Genomic DNA, 22,861 nt, shown 5'->3' on the forward strand with positions numbered 1-22,861 from the left:
TCTTCGCCTGCCTCTGGAACAGCGCGAGCAGTTTTACCAGCGTCTGCAAAGCCGGGGCATGAGCTTCGCCCAGTTGCCGATTGCCTCGATCCGCGAGGACGGCCAGCACCTGCCGCTGTCCTACGCCCAGGAACGCCAGTGGTTTCTCTGGCAGTTGGACCCGGACAGTGCCGCCTACCACGTCCCCGGCGCGCTGCGCCTGAGCGGGCGCCTGGACAAGGCGGCCTTGCAACGCAGTTTCGACACTCTGGTGGCACGTCACGCAAGCCTGCGCACGCGCCTGCATCTGGATGGTGAGCAGCGTGCCCAGGAGGTGCTGGCCTGTGCAGAGATTCAAATCGCCGAAAGCGCGGTTGACGAGGCCAACCTCAAGGCATCGGTAGAAGCTGAAATCGCCCGTCCCTTCGACTTGCAGCAAGGCCCGTTGCTACGCGTCAGCTTGTTCGCACTGAGTGAAGAGGAACACGTGCTGGTCCTGGTGCAACACCATATCGTCTCCGACGGTTGGTCGATGGGCGTGATGGTGCAAGAGCTGATGCAACTCTACGCCGCCTACAGCCAGGGCCAGGACTGTGCGTTGGCGCCGCTGCCGATCCAGTACGCCGACTACGCGCTGTGGCAGCGCAGCTGGATGGAAGCGGGGGAGAAGGCCCGTCAACTGGCGTACTGGCGCGAGCAGCTCAGCGGCACGCAGCCGGTACTGGAATTGCCCTTCGACCAACCGCGCCCGGCGCAACAGAGCTTTCGTGGCGCGCGCCAGGACATTGCCTTGGAACCGGCATTGATCGAGGGGTTGAAAGCCCTGGCTCAACGCGAAGGCGTGACGATGTTCATGCTGTTGCTGGCCTCGTTCCAGGCGTTTCTGTACCGCTACAGCGGCCAGCCGGATATTCGCGTCGGCGTGCCGATTGCCAACCGCAACCGTGTCGAGACCGAATCGCTGATCGGTTTCTTTGTTAACACGCAAGTGCTCAAGGCCGACCTCGATGGCCAGATGAGTTTTGCCCAGTTGCTGCAGCACACCAAGCGCCGCGCGCTGGAAGCCCAGGCCCACCAGGACCTGCCTTTCGAACAACTGGTGGAAGCGCTGCAACCCGAGCGCAGCCTGAGCCATAACCCGCTGTTCCAGGTGATGTTCAGCCACCAGGCCAATTCAACGGCCGCCGCGCAGCAGCTACCCGGCCTGCGCGTGGCCAACCTGGAATGGGACAGCCACAGCGCTCAGTTTGATCTGAGCCTGGATACCCAGGAGAGCGGCGAGGGCATCTGGGCCTCGTTGACCTACGCCACCGATCTGTTCAGTGCCGCGACCGTCGCGCGCATGGGTGAACATTGGCTGAGCCTGCTGCGTGCTGCGGTGGCGAACAGCGCGTTGCCTTTGCAGGACCTGGCGACACTCAACGCCCATGAGCGCGAGCAAATCCTCTGTCAGTGGAACGCCACCGAGCGCGACTATCCGCAAGGGCAGTGGGTGCACCAGTTGATCGAAGCCCAGGTGCTGGCGCAGCCGGAAGCACTGGCGCTGTGTTTCAACGACTTGTCCCTGAACTACGCCCAATTGAATAGCCGCGCCAACCGCCTGGCCCATCGCCTGATGGAAGCCGGCGTTGGGCCGGACGTACTGGTGGGGCTGGCTGTGGAGCGCTCCATCGACATGGTGGTCGGCCTGCTTGCCGTGCTCAAGGCCGGTGGCGCCTATGTGCCGCTGGACCCGGAATACCCGCGTGAGCGCCTGGCCTACATGCTGGAAGACAGTGGCGTGAAACTGCTGCTGACCCAGGCGCATCTGCGTGAACAGTTGCCGATTCCCCAAGGCCTGGAAACCCTGCTGTTGGGTGAGTCCGATTACGCCGGCTACAGCGACGCCAACCCAGGTATTGCCCTGGATGGCGAAAACCTGGCCTATGTGATCTATACCTCGGGCTCCACCGGTCAGCCCAAAGGTGCGGGCAACCGTCATTCGGCGTTGCTCAACCGCTTGCACTGGATGCAGGAGGCCTATGGCCTGAGCGCCAGCGACACGGTGCTGCAAAAGACCCCGTTCAGCTTCGACGTGTCGGTGTGGGAGTTCTTCTGGCCGCTGATGACCGGCGCGCGCCTGGTGGTGGCCGCGCCGGGTGATCACCGTGATCCGGCCAAGCTGATCAACCTGATCAATCAACAAGAGGTCACCACGCTGCACTTTGTGCCGTCGATGTTGCAGGCCTTCCTGCAGGATCCGGCGGTGTCGACCTGCCAGAGCCTGCAGCGCATCGTGTGCAGCGGCGAGGCCTTGCCGGTGGACGCCCAGCAGCAGGTCTTCGCCAAGCTGCCGCACGCCGGGCTCTTCAACCTGTACGGCCCGACCGAAGCCGCCATTGACGTGACCCACTGGACTTGCGTTGATGAAGGCCGCGATGTGGTGCCAATCGGCCGTCCGATTGCCAACCTCGGCTGCTACATCCTCGACAGCAACTTCGAACCGGTGCCGGTGGGCGTGCTGGGCGAGTTGTACCTGGGTGGTATCGGTCTGGCGCGGGGTTACCACCGTCGACCGGCGCTCACCGCCGAACGTTTTGTCGCTCACCCGTTCGTCAAGGGCGAGCGCCTGTACCGCACGGGCGACTTGGCGCGCTACCGCGACAACGGTGTGATCGAATACGCCGGGCGTATCGACCATCAGGTCAAATTGCGTGGCCTGCGCATCGAGCTGGGCGAAATCGAAGCGCGCCTGCTGGAACACGCCTGGGTACGTGAGGCCGCTGTGCTGGCGGTCGACGGCAAATACCTGGTGGGTTACCTGGTGCTGCAAAACGCCGGTGATGACTGGCGCGACGCGTTGGGCGCGCACCTGGGTCAACATCTGCCGGACTACATGGTGCCCGCACAATGGCTGGTGCTGGAGCAGATGCCCCTGAGTCCCAACGGCAAGCTGGACCGCAAGGCGCTGCCCAAACCCGAAGCCACTCAGCAGTACGAAGCGCCGCAAAGTGCGCTGGAGCAGCAGATCGCCGCAATCTGGGCCGACGTGTTGGGTGTCGAGCAGGTGGGTTTGAACGACAACTTCTTCGAGCGTGGCGGTGACTCGATCATCTCTATCCAGGTGGTCAGCCGCGCTCGGGCGGCCGGTATTCATTTCACCGCCAAGGCGCTGTTCCAGCACCAGACGGTACGCAGCCTGGCGCGGGTGGCGCAATTGCAGACGGCACAGGTGATCGATCAGGGCCCGGTGCTGGGCGAGACGCCGTTGTTGCCGTTCCAGCAACTGTTCTTCGACATGGACCTGCCGGACCGCCATCACTGGAACCAGTCGTTGCTGCTAACGCCGCGCGAGCCCCTTCTTGCTGAGCCATTGGAAGCTGCGCTTCAAGCGCTCACCCAGCACCACGACGTGTTGCGCCTGAGCTTCAGCCAGCAGGCCGAAGGCTGGACCGCGCGGCATGATGCGCAACCTGCAACGCTGTTATGGCAGGCCAACGTGCAGGACGCCGCTGAACTGCAAACCCTGTGCGAGCGCGCCCAGCGCAGCCTCGACCTGCAACAAGGCGCATTGCTGCGTGCAGTGCTGGCCGAGATGGCGGACGGCTCCCAGCGCCTGCTGCTGGTCATGCACCACCTGGTGGTGGACGGCGTGTCCTGGCGGGTGTTCCTCGAAGACCTGCAATGCCTGTATCGCCAGCAGAAATTGCCGGCCAAAACCTCGTCGTTCAAAACCTGGGCCGAGCGTTTGCAGGCGCATGCCCGCAGCGAATCGATCGAGCCGGAAAAAGCCTTCTGGCTGCAACAGCTTCAAGGCGTGTCGACGGATCTGCCCTGCCGTGATCCGCAAGGCGCACGTCCGGGCCGCCTGGCCCAAACGGTGGTCAGCCAACTGGATACCGAGCGCACCCGGCAATTGCTGCAACAGGCGCCCACGGCGTATCGCACCCAGATCAACGACCTGCTGCTGACCGCCTTGGCACGCGTCATCTGCCAATGGACCGGGCAAGCCTCCAGCCTGATCCAGCTGGAAGGCCATGGTCGTGAAGAGCTGTTCGACGACATCGACCTGACCCGCACCCTGGGCTGGTTCACCAGCCTGTTCCCGGTGCGCCTGACTCCGGCCGAATCCCTCGCCACCTCGGTCAAGCAGGTCAAGGAGCAACTGCGTGCGGTGCCGGACAAGGGCCTGGGCTTCGGCGCACTGCGCTACCTGGGCGACGATGCCACGCGTGAGGTGTTCAGCGCGTTGCCGGTGCCGCGCATCACCTTCAACTACCTGGGCCAGATCGACGGCAGCTTTGACCAGCCGCAAGGGCTGTTCGTACCCTCGGCAGAAAGCTCCGGCACCGAACAAAGCCCGGATGCGCCGCTGGGCAACTGGTTGACGTTGAATGGTCAGGTGTACGGCGGTGAACTGCACATGGGGTGGACGTTCAGTCCGCTGATGTTCGACGCCACACAGATCGAAGCCTTGAGTCTGGCTTTCACCCGCGAACTGACGGCCTTGGTTGAACACTGCTGCACCCCCGGCAATAGCGGCGTGACGGTCTCCGACTTCCCGTTGTCGCGCTTGAGCCAGCAGCAGTTGGAATTCCTGCCGCTGGCCGCCGACGCCGTTGAAGACATCTACACCCTGTCGCCCATGCAGCAGGGCATGTTGTTCCACACCCTGTACGAACAGGCGGCCGGCGACTACATCAACCAGATCCGCGTGACGGCCGATGGATTGGACGTGGCGCGGTTCCAGCAGGCCTGGGATGCCACAGTGCAAGCCCATGACGTACTGCGCAGCGGGTTCTTCTGGGAAGGCCAGCTGGAATGGCCCTGCCAAGTGGTCTACCGCGAAGCCCGTTTGGTCATCGAACACCTCGATTGGCGCGCCATGCCGGAACGCGAGCTGGAATTGCAGAGCCTTCAGGAGGCCCAGCGCCGCCAAGGCTTCGACCTGACCAAGGCGCCCCTTGTGCGCCTGGTATTGGTGCGCACCGATGAGCAACGCCATGAATTGATCTACACCCACCATCACATCCTCATGGACGGGTGGAGCAATTCGCGGCTGTTCGGTGAAGTGCTGCAACGTTATGCCGGTGTCTCGGTGCCTGAAGCGGCCGGGCGTTATCGCGACTACATCGGCTGGCTGCAACAGCGTGATGGCGCAGCGACTGAAACCTTCTGGCGCGAACAACTGAGCGTTCTGCAAGCACCAACGCGCCTGGGCAGCAGCCAGCCGACGGCGGCGGACGGGCATGGCGAGCATCAGCTCAGCCTGGATCGCGCACTGACTGAACGGCTTGAAGCCTTCGCGCGCAATCACAAGGTCACGCTCAACACCCTGATCCAGGCGGCGTGGCTGGTCCTGTTGCAGCGCCATAGTGGGCAGTCGGTGGTGTCTTTCGGTGCCACCGTGGCCGGTCGCCCGGCAGAGTTGGCGGGGGTGGAGCAGCAGATTGGGCTGTTCATCAACACCTTGCCGGTGATCTGTGCGGTGGATGCCCAGCAGACCGTGGCCGACTGGCTGCAAGCGGTGCAGGCGCAGAACCTGGCGTTGCGTGAGCATGAACACACCGGGCTGTACGATATCCAGCGCTGGGCCGGGCAGGGCGGTGAGGCCTTGTTCGATAATATCCTGGTGTTTGAAAACTACCCGGTGTCCAAGGCCCTGGAGCAGAGCGGCGGCAGCGGTATCCGTTTTGGCCTGCCGGATTCGCGCGAGCAAACCAGCTTCCCGCTGACGGTGTTGGTGGACGTCGGTGACACGCTGTCGGTGCAGTTCGGCTTTGCCCGTGCGCATTTCGAGGCAAGCACGGTGCAAAGCTACGGCCGCCATCTGGTCAACCTGCTGCAAGCCATGCTCGACGGCGACCAACAACGCCTGGGCGACTTGGCGATGTTGGAGGTGGCGGAACGCCAACAAGTGGTCGTTGACTGGAACGCCACGGCGCGGGATTACCCGTTGCAGCACTGTGTGCACCAACTGATCGAGCAGCAGGCGGCGCGCACGCCGCACGCCCCGGCATTGGTATTTGCCGAGCAGCGCTTGAGCTACGCCGAGCTGAACCGTCGTGCCAACCGCCTGGCTCATCGCCTGATCGAAGCGGGTGTGGGCCCGGACGTGCTGGTGGGCCTGGCCGTGGAGCGTTCCATCGAAATGGTGGTCGGTCTACTCGCCGTACTCAAGGCCGGTGGCGCCTATGTGCCGCTGGACCCGGAATACCCGCGTGATCGCCTGGCCTACATGCTCGATGACAGCGGCGTGAAACTGCTGCTGACCCAGGCACATCTGCTTGAGCAACTGCCGATTCCGCAAGGCTTGGATAGCCTGGTGCTGGGTGAAGCCACATTCGAAAGCTACAGCGACGCCAATCCTGAAGTCGTGGTGCATGGCGAAAACCTCGCCTACGTGATCTACACCTCAGGCTCCACCGGCCAACCCAAAGGCGCCGGCAACCGCCATTCAGCCCTGGCCAACCGCCTGCACTGGATGCAGGAGGCTTATGGCCTGGACGTCAGCGACACGGTGCTGCAAAAGACCCCGTTCAGCTTCGATGTGTCGGTGTGGGAGTTCTTCTGGCCATTGATGACCGGATCGCGCCTGGTGGTGGCCGCGCCGGGGGATCACCGCGATCCGGCGAAGTTGATCAAGCTGATCAACCAAGAGCAGGTCACCACGCTGCACTTTGTGCCGTCGATGTTGCAGGCCTTCCTGCAAGACCCGACGGTGGCGACCTGTCACACCCTGCACCGCATCGTGTGCAGCGGCGAAGCCTTGCCGGTGGATGCCCAGCAGCAGGTGTTCGCCAAGTTGCCCCAGGCCGGGCTCTACAACCTGTACGGCCCGACCGAAGCCGCCATCGACGTGACCCACTGGACCTGTGTCGATGAAGGCCGCGATGCGGTGCCCATTGGCCGCCCGATTGCCAACCTCGGTTGCTACATTCTCGACAGCAACTTCGAACCTGTCCCCGTCGGTGTGCTGGGTGAGTTGTACCTGGGCGGCATCGGCCTGGCGCGAGGTTACCATCGCCGTCCGGCACTGACTGCCGAGCGTTTTGTTGCCCACCCGTTCGTCAAGGGCGAGCGCCTGTACCGCACGGGCGACCTGGCGCGCTACCGCGAAGACGGTGTGATCGAGTACGCCGGGCGTATCGACCATCAGGTCAAGCTACGTGGCCTGCGCATCGAGTTGGGCGAAATCGAAGCGCGCCTGCTGGAGCACGACTGGGTGCGGGAGACCGCCGTGCTGGCGGTGGATGGCAAGTTCCTGGTGGGCTACCTGGTGCTGCAAAACGCCGGTGACGATTGGCGCGATGTGTTGAGCGCCCACCTGGCGCAACAGCTGCCGGACTATATGGTCCCGGCCCAGTGGATGCTGCTGGAGCAGATGCCCCTGAGCCCCAACGGCAAGCTGGACCGCAAGGCCCTGCCGAAGGCGGACGCCAGTTTGCAGGCCCGGGAATACGTCGCCCCGAACAGCGAACTGGAGCAGCAGATCGCCGCCATCTGGGCCGAAGTGCTGGACGTGGAGCGGGTAGGCCTGCACGACAACTTCTTCGAACTGGGCGGGCATTCCCTGTTGGCCACCCAAGTGGTGGTGCGCTTGCGCGAGCAGTTGCACGCCGAATTCGACGTCAAATCGATCTTCACCACGCCGACCCTGGCCGAGTTCAGTGCCCATGTAGCGGCCCAGCAGACAAATAATTCGCCGGTGCAGGACGCATTGGCTAAATCCTTGGAGGCCCTCAAACGTCTATCAGCAGAAGATTTGGATAAATTGATTTCCTGAGGGGCGTGGCGTGCAAGCATTAATCGAGTCGGTAGGGTCACTTTCGGCGCAACAAAAGAAAGCGTTGGCGGTAATGCTCAAGCAGCAAGGCATCAACCTGTTTGAGATTGCCCCGGTTTTCAAGCGCCAGGAAGGCGAACCCCTTCGACTCTCCTATGCCCAGGAACGCCAGTGGTTCCTGTGGCAACTGGAGCCGCAAAGCACCGCCTATCATGTGCCCAGGGCGCTGCGCCTGACCGGCCACTTGGATGTGGCCGCGCTGCAGCGCAGTTTTGACACGCTGGTGATGCGCCATGAAAGCCTGCGCACGCATTTGCAGGAAGAGGGCGACAGCGCCTTGCAGGTGATTGCCGAGCAGGCGCGGGTGGACATCGCGCTGGTCGATGCTCAGGAGTCACAGCTCAAGGCCCTGGTGGAGGCTGAAATCGCCCAGCCGTTCGATTTGCAGCAAGGCCCGCTGTTGCGGGTCAAGCTGTTGCGCCTGGCGCCCCAGGAACATGTGCTGGTGCTGGTACAGCATCACATCGTTTCCGATGGCTGGTCGATGCAGGTCATGGTCGACGAGTTGGTCCAGCTCTACGCCGCCCATGCCCAGGGGCAGGACCTGCAATTGCCGGCCTTGCCGATCCAGTACGCCGACTACGCGCTGTGGCAACGCAGCTGGATGGAGGCGGGTGAGCGCGAGCGCCAGCTGGGCTATTGGACCGGCATGCTCGGTGGCGAGCAACCGGTGCTGGAAATGCCGATGGACCGACCGCGCCCTGCGGTGCAGACCTACCGCGGGGCGCGGCTCGACCTGACACTTGAAACGTCGCTGGTGGCGGGTCTCAAAAGCCTGGCGCAACGCGAAGGCGTGACGGTGTTCATGTTGCTGCTGGCGTCGTTCCAGGCCGTGCTGCATCGCTACAGCGGCCAGGGCGACATCCGCATCGGTGTGCCGGTGGCCAACCGTAACCGGGTAGAAACCGAGCGTTTGATCGGCTTCTTCGTCAATACGCAGATCCTCAAGGCCGATTTCGACGGCCAGATGACGTTCCGCGAGCTGCTGCAACAAACCCGCCAGCGTGCGGTCGAGGCCCAGGCGCATCAAGACTTGCCGTTCGAACAATTGGTGGAAGCACTGCAGCCGGAGCGCAGCCTGAGCTACAACCCGCTGTTCCAGGTGATGTTCAACCACCAGACCGACACCCAGCGCGCTGGCGGCAGCGTCACGGGCCTGCAGGTGCAGGGGCTGGAGTGGGACAGCAAGACGTCGCAGTTCGATCTCAACCTCGACACCCAGGAGTCGGCTGACGGCATCCACGCATCCCTGACCTACGCCACCGACCTGTTTGACGCACCGGGCCTGGAGCGTTTCCTTGCGCACTGGCACCGTCTGTTGCACCAGGTGGTGCAGGATTGCAACGGCCGCGTCGGCGAGTTGCCATTGCTGGACGATGCGCAATGGCAGCAACTGGTGCACACCTGGAACGACACACACCAGGCATTCGCGCAGGATGTGGGGGTGCATCGGCTGTTTGAAGCCCAGGCACAGATGCGTCCGGACGCAACGGCGCTGCTCTGCAATGGCCAGGCGCTGAGTTACGCCGAACTGAACCAGCGTGCCAATCGCCTGGCCCATCGCCTGCGTGCGGCGGGTGTAGGCCCGGACGTGCTGGTGGCCGTTGCCCTGGATCGTTCGGTGGACATGGTGTTGGCGTTGCTGGCGACCCTCAAGGCCGGCGGCGCCTATGTGCCGCTGGACCCGCAGTTCCCTGCCGACCGGCTGGCGTTCATGCTCCAAGACAGTCGCGCACAGGTCCTGTTGACCGCCGGCGACCTGCACGAGCGCCTGCCCCTGGCAGCCGACCAGCAGCTGCTGTTCATCAGCGAGCAGGAGGATGCGCGCTACGGCAGTGACAACCCGCAGGTCGAGCTGAGCGGCGAACACCTGGCCTATGTGATCTATACCTCCGGCTCCACCGGCAAGCCCAAGGGGGTGATGGTGCGCCATGGCGCCCTGGGCAGCTTCACCCTGGGCATGGCGCAGACCCTGGACATCGACGCCAGCGTGCGCCTGCTGTCGCTGACTACGTTCTCCTTCGATATTTTCGCCCTTGAGCTGTACGTCCCGCTGTCGGTAGGTGCCACCGTGGTACTGGCGGACAAGGCGGTGTCCCAGGACCCTGAGGCGATCCTGAATCTGGTGCATGCCCAGGCAATCAACGTGGTGCAAGCCACGCCGTCGACCTGGCGCATGTTGCTGGACAGTGACCGTCGCGCCTTGCTGCACGGGGTCAAGTGCCTGTGCGGTGGCGAAGCGTTGCCGGCCGACCTGGCCCAGCGCATGCTCGCCCAGGGCGGCGCGGTGTGGAACCTGTATGGCCCGACGGAAACCACCATTTGGTCGGCGGCCTACCCGCTGGTTGAACCGATGCCTTTTGTCGGTCGGCCGATTGCCAACACCTCGTTGTTTGTCCTCAATAGCGAACTCACCCCAAGCCCGGTCGGCGCCAGTGGCGAACTGCTGATTGGCGGCGTCGGCCTGGCACGGGGTTACCACGGCCGGGCAGCCATGACCGCCGAGCGCTTCGTGCCCAACCCGTTTGCGCGCAATGGCGAGCGGCTGTATCGCACCGGCGACCTGGCGCGCTATCGCGTGGATGGTGTGGTCGAGTACATCGGCCGTGTCGACCATCAGGTCAAGGTGCGTGGGTTCCGAATCGAGCTGGGTGAGATCGAGGCGTGCCTGCGCGAGCAGCGTGGCGTGCGCGAAGCCGTGGTGATGGCCGAGAATGACCAGCTGCTGGCGTATCTGGTGACGCACACCGCGATCTCGGATGCCGACCAGGGCGCCTTGCGCGAAACACTCAAGGCCGCGTTGCGCGACGTGCTGCCGGACTACATGGTGCCGGCGCACATGCTGTTTCTGGCGCGCCTGCCGCTGACGCCGAACGGCAAGCTCGACCGCAAGGCACTGCCGAAACCGGACGCCAGCCTGTTGCAGAAACGCTACGTGGCACCGGTTGGCGAGAAAGCCCAGCAAGTGGCCGCGATCTGGGCCGAAGTGCTGGGTGTGCCGCAGGTTGGCCTTGAAGACCATTTCTTTGAATTGGGCGGTCACTCGTTACTGGCGACCCGCGTGGTGTCACGGGTACGCCAGGCATTGGCGATCGACGTGGCCCTCAAAAGCCTGTTTGAACAGCCGGTACTGGGTGCGTTTGTGCAGGCGCTGGGTGAAAAGGGTGCCGACGTTGCGCGCATCACTCTGGCCGATCGCGAACAGCCGTTGCTGCTTTCCTATGCCCAAGAGCGCCAGTGGTTCCTCTGGCAACTGGAGCCGGGCAGCGCGGCCTATCACATTCCTGCCGCGTTGCGCCTAGAGGGCACGCTGGATCGCGTAGCCCTGCAACGGGCCTTCGATACCCTGGTGCAGCGCCACGAAACCCTGCGGACTGTGTTTTTCGCTGACACGCACCAGACTGTCCAGCGCGTGATCGGGCAAGCCGCGCCGATCATCGACTATCAAGTGCTGGGCTCGACTGAGCCGGCCCAGTTGCAGGCGTTGGTCGAAGACGCAATCGCCCAGCCATTCGATCTGCAGGCCGGCCCGTTGCTGCGCATCAAGCTGCTGCAACTGGGCGAGCGCGAGCATGTGCTGGTGCTGGTACAGCACCATATCGTTTCGGATGCCTGGTCGATGCAAGTGATGGTCGATGAGCTGGTGAGCCTGTATGCCGGCTACAGCCAGGGCCTTGAGCCGACCTTGGCGGATCTGCCGATTCAATACGCCGACTATGCCCAATGGCAGCGTAGCTGGATGGAGGCGGGTGAAAAGGACCGCCAACTGGCGTACTGGCGTGCCCGCTTGGGCGATGTGCAACCTGTGTTGGAGCTGCCGCTGGACCGTCCGCGCCCGGCCATGCAGAGCTATCAGGGCGCACGCCTGGACCTGGTGCTGCAACCGTCGGTGGTCGAGGGCTTGCGTGCCTTGGCGCAGCGCGAGGGCGCCACGCTGTTCATGGTGTTGCTCGCGTCGTTCCAGTCGCTGCTCTATCGCTACACCGGCCAGTCGGATATCCGCGTCGGCGTGCCCATCGCCAACCGCAACCGCCTGGAAACCGAACAACTGATCGGCTTTTTCGTCAATACCCAGGTGCTCAAGGCCGACATTGACGGGCACATGACCTTTGCCCAACTGTTGCAGCAGGTCAAGGAACAGGCACTGGGCGCACAAGCGCATCAGGACTTGCCCTTCGAGCAATTGGTCGAGGCGTTGCAGCCCGAGCGCAGCCTGAGCCACAACCCGTTGTTCCAGGTGATGTTCAACCATCAGTCGGCTGCCCAAGCCAATCGTGACGGCCAGCAATTGCCTGGCCTGCGTGTGGAAGGGCTGGCGTGGGACAGCCATACGGCGCACTTCGACCTGAGCCTGGACACCGAAGAGTCAGACGATGGCCTGCTGGCTTCGCTGACTTACGCGACCGCACTGTTCGACGCGAGCACCTTGCAGCGCTTTGCCGGGCACTGGCAGAACCTGCTGAAGAGTGTGGTCAGCGATGCTCGTCATTGTGTTGCTGACCTGCCGATCCTGGGCAGTGATGAGCAGGCGCAGATGCTGTACCAGTGGAACCCGCCGCAGCCGACGCGTGCCGCCCACAGCAGCGTGCTGCATAAGTTCGAGCAACAGGTGGTGAACCAGCCGCAGGCGATTGCACTGATCATGGATCAGCGGCGCATGACCTATGCCGACTTGAACCTGCGCGCCAACCGCCTGGCACACAAACTGATCGAGCAGGGCGTTACTGCCGACAGGCTGGTCGGCGTAGCGGTGGACCGTTCGCTGGAAATGATCGTTGCGCTGTTGGCGGTCCTCAAGGCCGGTGGCGCCTACGTCCCGCTGGACCCGCAATACCCGGCGGACCGCCTGCAATGTATGATCGAGGACAGCGGCTTGCAGTTGCTGCTGACCCAGCAGCCGCTGCTGGAGCGCCTGCCGATCAGCGCCGGGCTGGCGCTGATTTGCCTGGAAGCCGACGCCGAATGGCTGGCCGAATATCCGGACAGCACCCCCCCCGTACGTGCGTTCCCCACGAACCTGGCTTACCTGATGTTCACCTCCGGTTCGACCGGGCGGCCCAAGGGCGTCGGCATCGACCAGGCCTCGCTGGCGCGGCATGTTGAAGTGTTTATCGAGCTGTTCGAACTGACCGCCGCCGACCGCGTGCTGCAGTTCGGTACGTTCAATTTCGACGGGTTTGTCGAGCAACTCTACCCGGCGCTGTGCTGCGGTGCGGCCGTGGTGGTGCGCGGCGGTGAGCTGTGGGACAGCGACACCTTCTATGCGCAACTGATCGAACATGAGATTTCGGTGGTCGACCTGACCACCGCCTATTGGCACTTGATCGCCCGTGACTTTGCCGAGCGCGGCGTACGCGACTACGGCCGCCTGCGCCAGGTGCACGCGGGCGGCGAAGCGATGCCGCCGGAAGGGCTGGCCTCCTGGCGTGATGCCGGGCTGGGCCATGTGCGGCTGCTCAACACCTACGGACCCACCGAGGCGACCGTCACGGTCACCGCCCTGGATTGCGCGGGGTATGTGGAGGGGCGCGAAGCCGTCACGCAGATGATGCCGATCGGTCGTGTACTGGATGGTCGCGCCATCTACCTGCTGGATGCCAGCCTGAATCCGGTGCCTGTGGGCGTGGCCGGCGAGCTGGTGATTGGCGGACCACTGCTGGCGCGCGGTTACTTCAACCGGGCCGGGCTGACCGCCGAACGTTTTATTCCCGATCCCTTTGATCCTATCGGCGGCGGGCGGCTCTACCGTACCGGCGACCTGGCCCGCTACCGTGCCGACGGCGTGATCGAATACATCGGGCGTATCGACCATCAAGTCAAGGTGCGTGGTTTCCGTATCGAGCTGGGTGAAATCGAATCCCGCTTGCTGGCGCAAGACACTGTGCGCGAAGCCTTGGTGATTGCGGCTGACCAGCAGTTGATCGCCTACCTGGTCACCTCTCTGCCGGCGTCCGAGCACGCAGAGTTGCGCGAGCAGATTCGTGCTCTCCTGCGCGATGAGTTGCCGGACTATATGGTACCGGCGCATTTCATGTTCCTGGAGCGCTTGCCGTTGAGCCCCAACGGCAAACTGGACCGCCATGCCTTGCCACGTCCTGACGCCAGCCAGGTCACCCACCACTGGGTGGCGCCCGTCAGTGCGCTGGAGCAGCAGGTGGCAGCGATCTGGGCCGAGATTCTCGGCGCCGAGCGCATTGGCCTGACTGACCATTTCTTCGAACGCGGTGGCCATTCGTTGCTGGCCATGCAAGTGGCTTCGCGCCTGCGGCATAACCTGGGGATCGAGTTGCCGTTGCGCGTGCTGTTCGAGCAGCCGCGCCTGGAGGGCTTTGTGGCCGCGCTGCACACCGAGGGCAAGCGCGGTGGTTCGGCCGCGCCTGCGTTGGTGCCGGCGAATCGCGATCTGCCGTTGGTGTTGTCCTACGCTCAGGAGCGTCAGTGGTTCCTCTGGCTGCTGGACCCCGAAAGCACCGCGTACCACGTGCCCAGCGCCTTGCGCCTCAAGGGGCAGCTGGACCTGGATGCCCTGCAACGCAGCTTCGATACCCTGGTGGCGCGCCATGAAAGCCTGCGCACGCATTTGCATCAGGGCGATGAGCAAACGGTGCAGGTGATCCTGCCAGAAGCGCGCATCGAGATTGCGTCGGTGCGCAGCGATGAAGCGCAGGTCAAGGCGCAGGTCGAGGCCGAGATCGCCCGGCCGTTCAACCTGCAAGAGGGCCCGTTGCTACGCGCCACGCTGCTGTGCCTGAGTGAAGACGAACACGTGCTGGTACTGGTGCAACACCATATCGTCTCTGACGGTTGGTCGATGCAGATCATGGTCGATGAGCTGGTGCAGTTGTACAGCGCCTACAGCCAGGGCCAGGCCGTGCAACTGCCGGCCCTGCCGATCCAATACGCCGACTATGCCCGCTGGCAGCGCGAGTGGATGGACGCCGGAGAAAAAGCACGGCAACTGGCCTACTGGCAAACGTTGCTCGGCGGTGAGCAACCGGTGCTCGAGCTGCCGTTTGACCACCAGCGCCCGGCTGAGCAAAGCCATCGCGGTGCGCGCCTGTTTGTAGAGCTGCCGTCCGCCTTGGTCGCAGACCTCAAGGGCCTGGCACAGCGTGAAGGCGTGACGATGTTCATGCTGTTGCTGGCCTCGTTCCAGGCGCTGATGCACCGCTACAGCGGCCAGGAAGATGTGCGCGTGGGCGTGCCGATTGCCAACCGCAACCGTGTCGAGACCGAGCGGTTGCTGGGCTTTTTCGTCAACACCCAGGTGCTCAAGGCCGATATCGACGAGCAGACCTCGGTGTTGCAACTGTTGCAGCAGGCCCGCCAACGCGCGCTGGAAGCCCAGGACCATCAGGACCTGCCATTCGAGCAACTGGTGGAGGCGCTGCAACCCGAGCGCAGCTTGAGCCTCAACCCGCTGTTCCAAGTGATGTTCAACCATCAGACCGAAGCGCGGCTGGGCGGCACGGCCCATCAACTGTCCACGCTGCGGGTGGAAGGGTTGGAGTGGGAAAGCCAGACCGCCCATTTCGACCTGGACCTGGATGTGCATGAGGGCGCCGAGAACATCTGGGCCACCCTGGGTTACGCCACCGACCTGTTCAATGCGTCGACCATCGAGCGCATGGCCCGGCACTGGCTGAACCTGTTGCAGGGCATGGTTGCCGATCCGCAGCAGAGCATCGACCAGTTGAACCTGCTCGATCCGTCCGAGCGCCAGCAGATCCTGCAACTGTGGGACCGCAGCGGTTCGGGCTTCTCTGCTGAGCGGTTGGTCCATGAACTGTTCGCTGACCGTGCCCGGGAAAACCCGCAGGCCGTGGCGGTGAAGTTCGATGCACAGACACTCACCTACGGCGAGCTGGACCGCCAGGCTAACCGCCTGGCCCATGCGCTGATCGCCCGTGGTGTCGGCCCGGAAGTGCGCGTGGCGATTGCCATGCCGCGCAGTGCTGAAATCATGGTGGCGTTCCTGGCTGTGATGAAAGCCGGTGGCGTTTATGTGCCGCTGGACGTGGAATACCCGCGTGACCGCCTGCTGTACATGATGCAGGACAGCCGTGCGAAGTTGCTGTTGACCCACACGGCGGTGCAGCAGCAACTGCCGGTGGCCGAGGGCCTGGACAGCCTGGCGATTGACCGCACTGAAGAATGGGCGGGCTACAGCGACACTGACCCCGACGTGAAACTGGACGGCGATAACCTGGCCTACGTGATCTACACCTCGGGTTCGACCGGTATGCCCAAGGGCGTTGCGGTGTCCCACGGTCCGTTGGTGGCACACATCATCGCGACCGGCGAGCGTTATGAAACCAGCCCGTCTGACTGCGAACTGCACTTCATGTCGTTCGCCTTCGACGGCTCCCACGAAGGCTGGATGCACCCGTTGATCAACGGCGCCAGCGTGTTGATCCGTGACGACAGCCTGTGGCTGCCGGAATACACCTACGAACAGATGCACCGTCACAACGTGACCATGGCAGTGTTCCCGCCGGTGTACCTGCAACAGCTGGCCGAGCATGCCGAGCGTGACGGCAACCCACCTAAGGTGCGTGTGTACTGCTTTGGTGGTGACGCGGTCGCCCAGGCCAGTTACGACCTGGCGTGGCGCGCGCTGAAGCCGACCTACCTGTTCAACGGCTACGGCCCGACTGAAACTGTGGTCACGCCATTGCTGTGGAAGGCACGCCGGGGCGATCCGTGCGGCGCGGTTTATGCCCCAATCGGCACCTTGCTGGGCAACCGCAGCGGCTACGTGCTCGACTCGCAACTCAATCTTCAACCTGTCGGCGTGGCCGGCGAGTTGTACCTGGGCGGCGAGGGCGTGGCCCGAGGGTATCTGGAGCGTCCGGCACTGACGGCGGAACGCTTTGTACCGGACCCGTTCGGCAAGCCCGGTAGCCGCGTGTATCGCAGCGGCGACCTGACCCGTGGCCGCCCGGATGGTGTGGTGGATTACCTTGGACGTGTCGACCATCAGGTGAAGATCCGTGGTTTCCGTATCGAACTGGGCGAGATCGAAGCGCGCCTGCGTGAACAGGACAACGTCGGCGAAACCGTGGTGGTCGCCCAGGAAGGTCCGACCGGCAAACAACTGGTGGCCTACGTGGTGCCGGCCAATGCTGGACCTGCCAACGAAACCGAGTTTCGCGAAACCCTGCGCCGCGCCTTGAAAACCCGTCTGCCCGACTACATGGTGCCGACGTACTTCATGTTCCTGGCGCAAATGCCGCTGACGCCCAATGGCAAGCTCGACCGCAAAGGCTTGCCGCAACCGGACGCAAGCCTGTTGCAACAAGCCTACGTGGCGCCGCAAAGCGAGCTGGAACAACAGCTCGCCGCCATCTGGGCCGACGTGCTGCGCTTGCCGCAGGTGGGCTTGAACGACAACTTCTTCGAGCTGGGCGGCGATTCGATCATCTCGATCCAGGTGGTCAGCCGTGCACGGCAAGCGGGCATCCGGTTCACGCCCAAGGACCTGTTCCAGCACCAGACCGTACAGAGCCTGGCTGGCGTCGCGCGCCAGGGTGTCGAAGGCTTGACCATCAGCCAGGCTGCCTTGAGTGGCGAGACGTTGCTGTTGCCGATCCAGCAAGCCTTCTTCGCCGATGAGATTGCCGAACGTTACCACTGGAACCAATCGGTGGTGCTGCAGCCCCACCAACACCTCGATGCCGCGACATTGACCCAGGCCTTGCAAGCGTTGCTGGTGCATCACGATGCGTTACGCTCGCGGTTTGTCGAAGGCGCGCAGGGCTGGCAGGGCCTGTACCGTGCGGCCGAGCACCATCAGGCCGATACTGTGTTGTGGCAGAGCACGCTGCACGGCGTTGAAGCACTCACGGCATTGGCCGAGGAGGCGCAACGCAGCCTTGATCTCGACCAGGGCCCGCTGATGCGCGCCGTGCTGGTTCAATTGGACGATGGTTCGCAGCGCTTGCTGCTGGTTATCCATCACTTGGTGGTCGATGGCGTGTCGTGGCGGATTCTCCTGGAGGATTTGCAAACGGCCTATCGCCAACTCGCCGCAGGCACCCCCGTGGCATTGCCTGCCAAGACCAGTTCCACCCGCGACTGGGCGCAACGTCTCCAGCAATACGCCCAAGGCGAGGCACTGACCCAGGAACTGGCGTGGTGGCAAGCACAATTGCACGGCGCCGAGGCCGACCTGCCAAGCGCCAAGCCAGGAGCGAGCCTGAGCAACCGCCATGCCGGCAGCGCAACCACGCACCTGGACGCCAGCCATACCCGTCGCCTGCTGCAGGACGCCCCGGCGGCCTATCGCACTCAAATCAACGACCTGTTGCTGACGGCGCTGGCGCGGGTGATCGGGCGCTGGACCGGCCACGATTCGACCCTGATCCGCTTGGAAGGGCATGGCCGCGAAGACCTGTTCGAGGACATCGACCTGACACGTACAGTCGGTTGGTTTACCAGCCTCTACCCGGTAAACCTCACCCCGGCTTCGACCCTGGCGGATTCATTGAAGGGCATCAAGGAGCAGCTGCGCGCGATTCCCGACAAGGGCATCGGTTTTGGTGCCCTGCGTTACCTCGGCCAACCCGATGTGCGTGACGCATTGGCACGCCTGCCGCAGCCACGCATCACCTTCAACTACCTGGGCCAATTCGATGCCAGTTTTGATGGCAATGAACAGCAGGGCTTGTTTGCGCCTTCTGGTGATGCCGCCGGCAGCGACCAGAGCCCGGATGCATCGTTGGGCAACTGGCTGGAAATCAACGGCCAGGTGTATGGCGGTGAGCTGAACCTGAACTGGAGCTTCAGCCAGCAGATGTTCGATTCGGCGAGCATCCAGCAGTTGGCCGATGACTACGCGCAAGAACTCAAGGCGCTGATCGAGCATTGCTGCCAGCCTGAACATACCGGCGCCACCCCGTCGGACTTCCCACTGGCCCGCTTGAGCCAGGTTCAGTTGGATGGCCTGGCGTTGCCGTTGAGCCAAGTCGACGATATTTACCCGCTGTCGCCGATGCAGCAGGGCATGCTGTTCCAATCCCTGTTCGGCCAGGGCTCGGGCGACTACATCAACCAGATGCGCGTTGACGTGCAAGGGCTGGATGTGGCGCGTTTCCAGGCGGCCTGGCAGGTCGCCCTGGAGCACCACGACATCCTGCGCACCGGGTTCCTCTGGCAGACCGAACTGGAGCAGCCGTTGCAGGTGGTTTACAAGACGGCCCAGGTGCCTTTGGTCGAGCACGATTGGCAGCAGCGTGAAGACCTCGGTGAGGCGCTTGATGCTTTGGCGCAAACCCTTCGTGCAGATGGCTTCGTGCTTGAGCAGGCGCCATTGCTGAGCCTGGTCGTGGTGCGTACCGGTATCGACAGCCATCACCTGATTTACACCAACCACCACATTCTGATGGATGGCTGGAGTGCTTCGCAGCTGTTTGGAGAGGTGCTGCAACAATACGCCGGCGAATCGCTACGCGCGCCGAACGGACGCTATCGCGATTACATCGGCTGGTTGCAGGCACAGGATCCACTCACCAGCGAGACCTTCTGGAAAGCCCAGCTCGCGGGCTTGCAGACGCCAACGCGACTGTCCCGTGGGCTCACCCGCGAACAGGACGTGTCCCAGGTCAATGGCATTCACCGGCTGACCCTGGAACAGACGGCCACCGACCAGCTCAAGGCGTTTGCCCAGCGCCACAAGGTGACGCTCAATACCTTGGTGCAAAGCGCCTGGCTGTTGCTGTTGCAGCGTCATACCGGCCTGGACACCGTCGCCTTTGGTGCCACGGTGGCGGGACGCCCGGCCGAATTGCCGGGTATCGAACAGCAGGTGGGGTTGTTCATCAACACGCTGCCAGTGGTGGCCACGCCGAGCCCGCAGCTGAGCGTGGATGATTGGTTGCAGCAGGTGCAGGCACAAAACCTGCGCCTGCGTGAACAGGAGCACACGCCGCTGTTCGAGATCCAGCGCTGGGCAGGGCTGGGCGGCGAGGCGCTGTTCGACAGCATCCTGGTATTCGAGAACTACCCGGTGTCCGAGGCTTTAGAGCAGGGATCCCCGGCGGGCCTGCGTTTCGGCACGATGGACAGCCTGGAACAGACCCACTATCCGCTGACCGTACTGCTGGCCATGGGTGATCGCCTGGCGATGGAGTTCAACTACGATCACGCCGCGTTCGACACGCAGGATGTCGTTAACCTGTCGGCGCATTTCCAGCAGTTGCTGCTGGCGTTGACGCTGCCGCAGGTGGAGCGCCTGGCGGACCTGCCGTCGTTGCCCGCGGCTCAGCGCCAGTTGATCGTCGAGGACTGGAACGCGACAACGCGGGATTATCCGTTGCACCGTGGCGTGCACCAGATGATCGAAGACCAGGTGGCCCTCGCGCCAGACGCACCGGCCCTGGTGTTTGGTGCGCAGCGCCTGAGCTATGCCGAGCTGAACCGTCGCGCCAACCGTCTGGCTCATCGATTGATCGCCGCCGGCGTAGGGCCGGACGTGCTGGTGGGCCTGGCCGTAGAGCGATCCATCGAAATGGTGGTGGGCCTGCTGGCAGTGCTCAAGGCCGGTGGTGCCTATGTACCGCTGGACCCGGAATACCCGCGTGAACGCCTGGCCTACATGCTCGATGACAGCGGCGTGAAGCTGCTGTTGACCCAGGCGCATCTGCTGGAGCAGTTGCCGATTCCTCACGGGTTGGAAACCCTGGTACTGGAGGCGAGCGGTTTCGAAGGCTATAGCGACGCCAACCCAGGTGTTGTCCTGGACGGCGAGAACCTGGCGTATGTGATCTACACCTCCGGTTCCACAGGCCAGCCCAAAGGTGCGGGTAACCGTCATCGTGCGCTGACCAACCGCCTGTGCTGGATGCAGGAGGCCTATGCCCTGGATGCCAGCGATACGGTGTTGCAGAAAACCCCGTTCAGTTTTGACGTCTCCGTCTGGGAGTTCTTCTGGCCCTTGATGACCGGCTCACGCCTGGTCGTCGCCGCGCCCGGTGATCATCGCGATCCGGGCAAGCTGGTCAGCCTGATCAACCAAGAGCAGGTCACCACATTGCACTTCGTGCCGTCGATGTTGCAGGCATTCCTGCAGGACTCGGCGGTGTCGACCTGCGTCAGCCTGCAGCGCATCGTGTGCAGCGGTGAAGCGCTGCCGGTGGATGCGCAGCAGCAAGTGTTCGCCAAACTGCCGCGCGCCGGCTTGTACAACCTGTATGGCCCGACGGAAGCCGCGATCGATGTGACCCACTGGACGTGCGTGGACGAGGGCCGAGACGCGGTGCCTATCGGCAAACCGATTGCCAACTTGGGTTGCTACGTGCTCGACAGCCATTTCGAGCCAGTGCCTGCCGGCGTGCTGGGCGAGCTGTTCCTGGGCGGCGTGGGTCTGGCGCGGGGTTACCACCGCCGGCCGGCGTTGACCGCTGAGCGCTTTATCGCGCACCCCTTCGTCAAGGGCGAGCGCCTGTACCGCACCGGTGACCTGGCTCGCTATCGCACCGACGGCGTGATCGAATACGCCGGGCGTATCGACCATCAGGTCAAGCTGCGCGGCCTGCGTATTGAGCTGGGTGAAATCGAGGCGCGGCTGCTGGAGCATCCGTCGGTACGTGAAGCTGCGGTGTTGGCCGTGGACGGCAAGCATCTGGTGGGTTACCTGGTCTTGCAGGAGCCAGGTGAAGACTGGCGTGAAATCCTCAGCGCTCACCTGGCCACCCACTTGCCAGACTACATGGTGCCGGCGCAGTGGCTGCTGTTGGAGCACATGCCCTTGAGCCCTAACGGCAAGCTGGACCGCAAGGCGCTACCGAAGCCGGACACGCACTCGACCCAGCCATTTGAAGCGCCGCACACCGATCTGGAACAGAAAATCGCCGCAATCTGGGCGGATGTACTCGGTGTGGAACAGGTGGGTGTGAACGACAACTTCTTCGAGTTGGGGGGGCATTCGCTGTTGGTATTGATGCTCAAGGAGCGCATTCGCAAGGCCAGCGGCATCGGTCTGTCGGTCAGCCAGTTGATGCTCAACCCGACCGTACGCACTCAGGTCGCTTGTCTGGAAGGGACGACGCGCAGTTCGTTGCTGGTCCCGCTCAACAGCCAGACCGAGGGCACGCCGCTTTACCTGTTCCACCCCAGCTACGGTTCGGTGCATTGCTACAAGGCCCTGGCCCTTGCGCTGCGTGAGCAGCGGCCGGTGGTGGGTGTGATCTGTCGCGCGTTGGCGCAGGAGGGCACAGAAGTCCCGGCATGGGCCGCCATGGTTGAGGATTACACGGCGCAGTTGCTGGAGGCCCAGCCCGAAGGTCCTTTCCGTCTAGCGGGCTGGTCACTGGGCGGTAACCTGGCGGTAGAGGTTGCGCACGGCCTGGAACGGGCGGGCAGGGACGTGGAGTTTGTCGGCTGGATCGACTCGGCACCGCCTCGCTGGCTCACGCAATACTGGGACGCAGCGGTGATCACCGATGCGGGTGAACTCTCTGACAACGAGCGGCGCGTGGCCCTGCTGGGCGTGATGTTCCCAGGGTTTGCCGAAGCCATCGAGGCTGCGTGGCAGGACGTGCAGGTGAATAACCAGGATGAAGATCAGCAGTGGACGCGCTTTGTCGAATGGGCCGAGGGTTCGCTGGGTGACGCGTTCCGTGAGGTCAAGCAAGCGCTGCTGGATGGCAATGAAGCACAGGTTTCCTGGGACGTTGACCGCGCCTTGTTCAAACGCCTGGAACAGGCTGACTTCAAGGCGCTCAAGGCGCCTGTCAGCTGCTGGTGGGCGGCCATGAGTCGCGCGGGCCAGCACAAGGCATTGATCGAGGCCGGCATGGAGCGGGTGATCGGCCAGGGGTGTGTGGTGCGCTCAACGATGATTGAGGTGGATCATGAACGCATCATTGATAACGCTGAGTTCGTTCGCAGCTTTGTGACGGCCATGGCGTAAAGGTCGGTAAAACAGAAAGCCCCAGGTCACGTGGTGTGACCTGGGGCTTTTTTGTGGGCGGCATGAACCTTCATGCATAAAAAAACACCCTGCGAAGGCTGGGCCTGCGCAGGGTGTCGGGGGTTGCTGGGGTTCAGCCTGTCAGA

2 protein-coding genes are annotated in these 22,861 nt (G+C 63.4%); both read left to right on the forward strand.

From position 1 onward, the window contains the following. Positions 1-13 precede the first annotated feature (13 nt). A complete protein-coding gene (locus tag HX812_RS22885; RefSeq protein WP_372849486.1) occupies positions 14-7,744 on the forward strand; it encodes an amino acid adenylation domain-containing protein in 7,731 nt (2,576 codons plus the stop codon). 10 nt (positions 7,745-7,754) lie between these two features. Then, positions 7,755-22,715 carry a non-ribosomal peptide synthase/polyketide synthase gene (locus HX812_RS22890; RefSeq protein WP_256738063.1) on the forward strand — a complete coding sequence of 4,987 codons (14,961 nt, stop codon included), beginning with the start codon at positions 7,755-7,757 and terminating at the stop codon, positions 22,713-22,715. Positions 22,716-22,861 lie beyond the last annotated feature (146 nt).

Origin of the sequence: Pseudomonas sp. IPO3749 (assembly GCF_013386605.1) — a bacterium.
In the GTDB taxonomy this organism is placed as follows: domain Bacteria; phylum Pseudomonadota; class Gammaproteobacteria; order Pseudomonadales; family Pseudomonadaceae; genus Aquipseudomonas; species Aquipseudomonas azotoformans_A.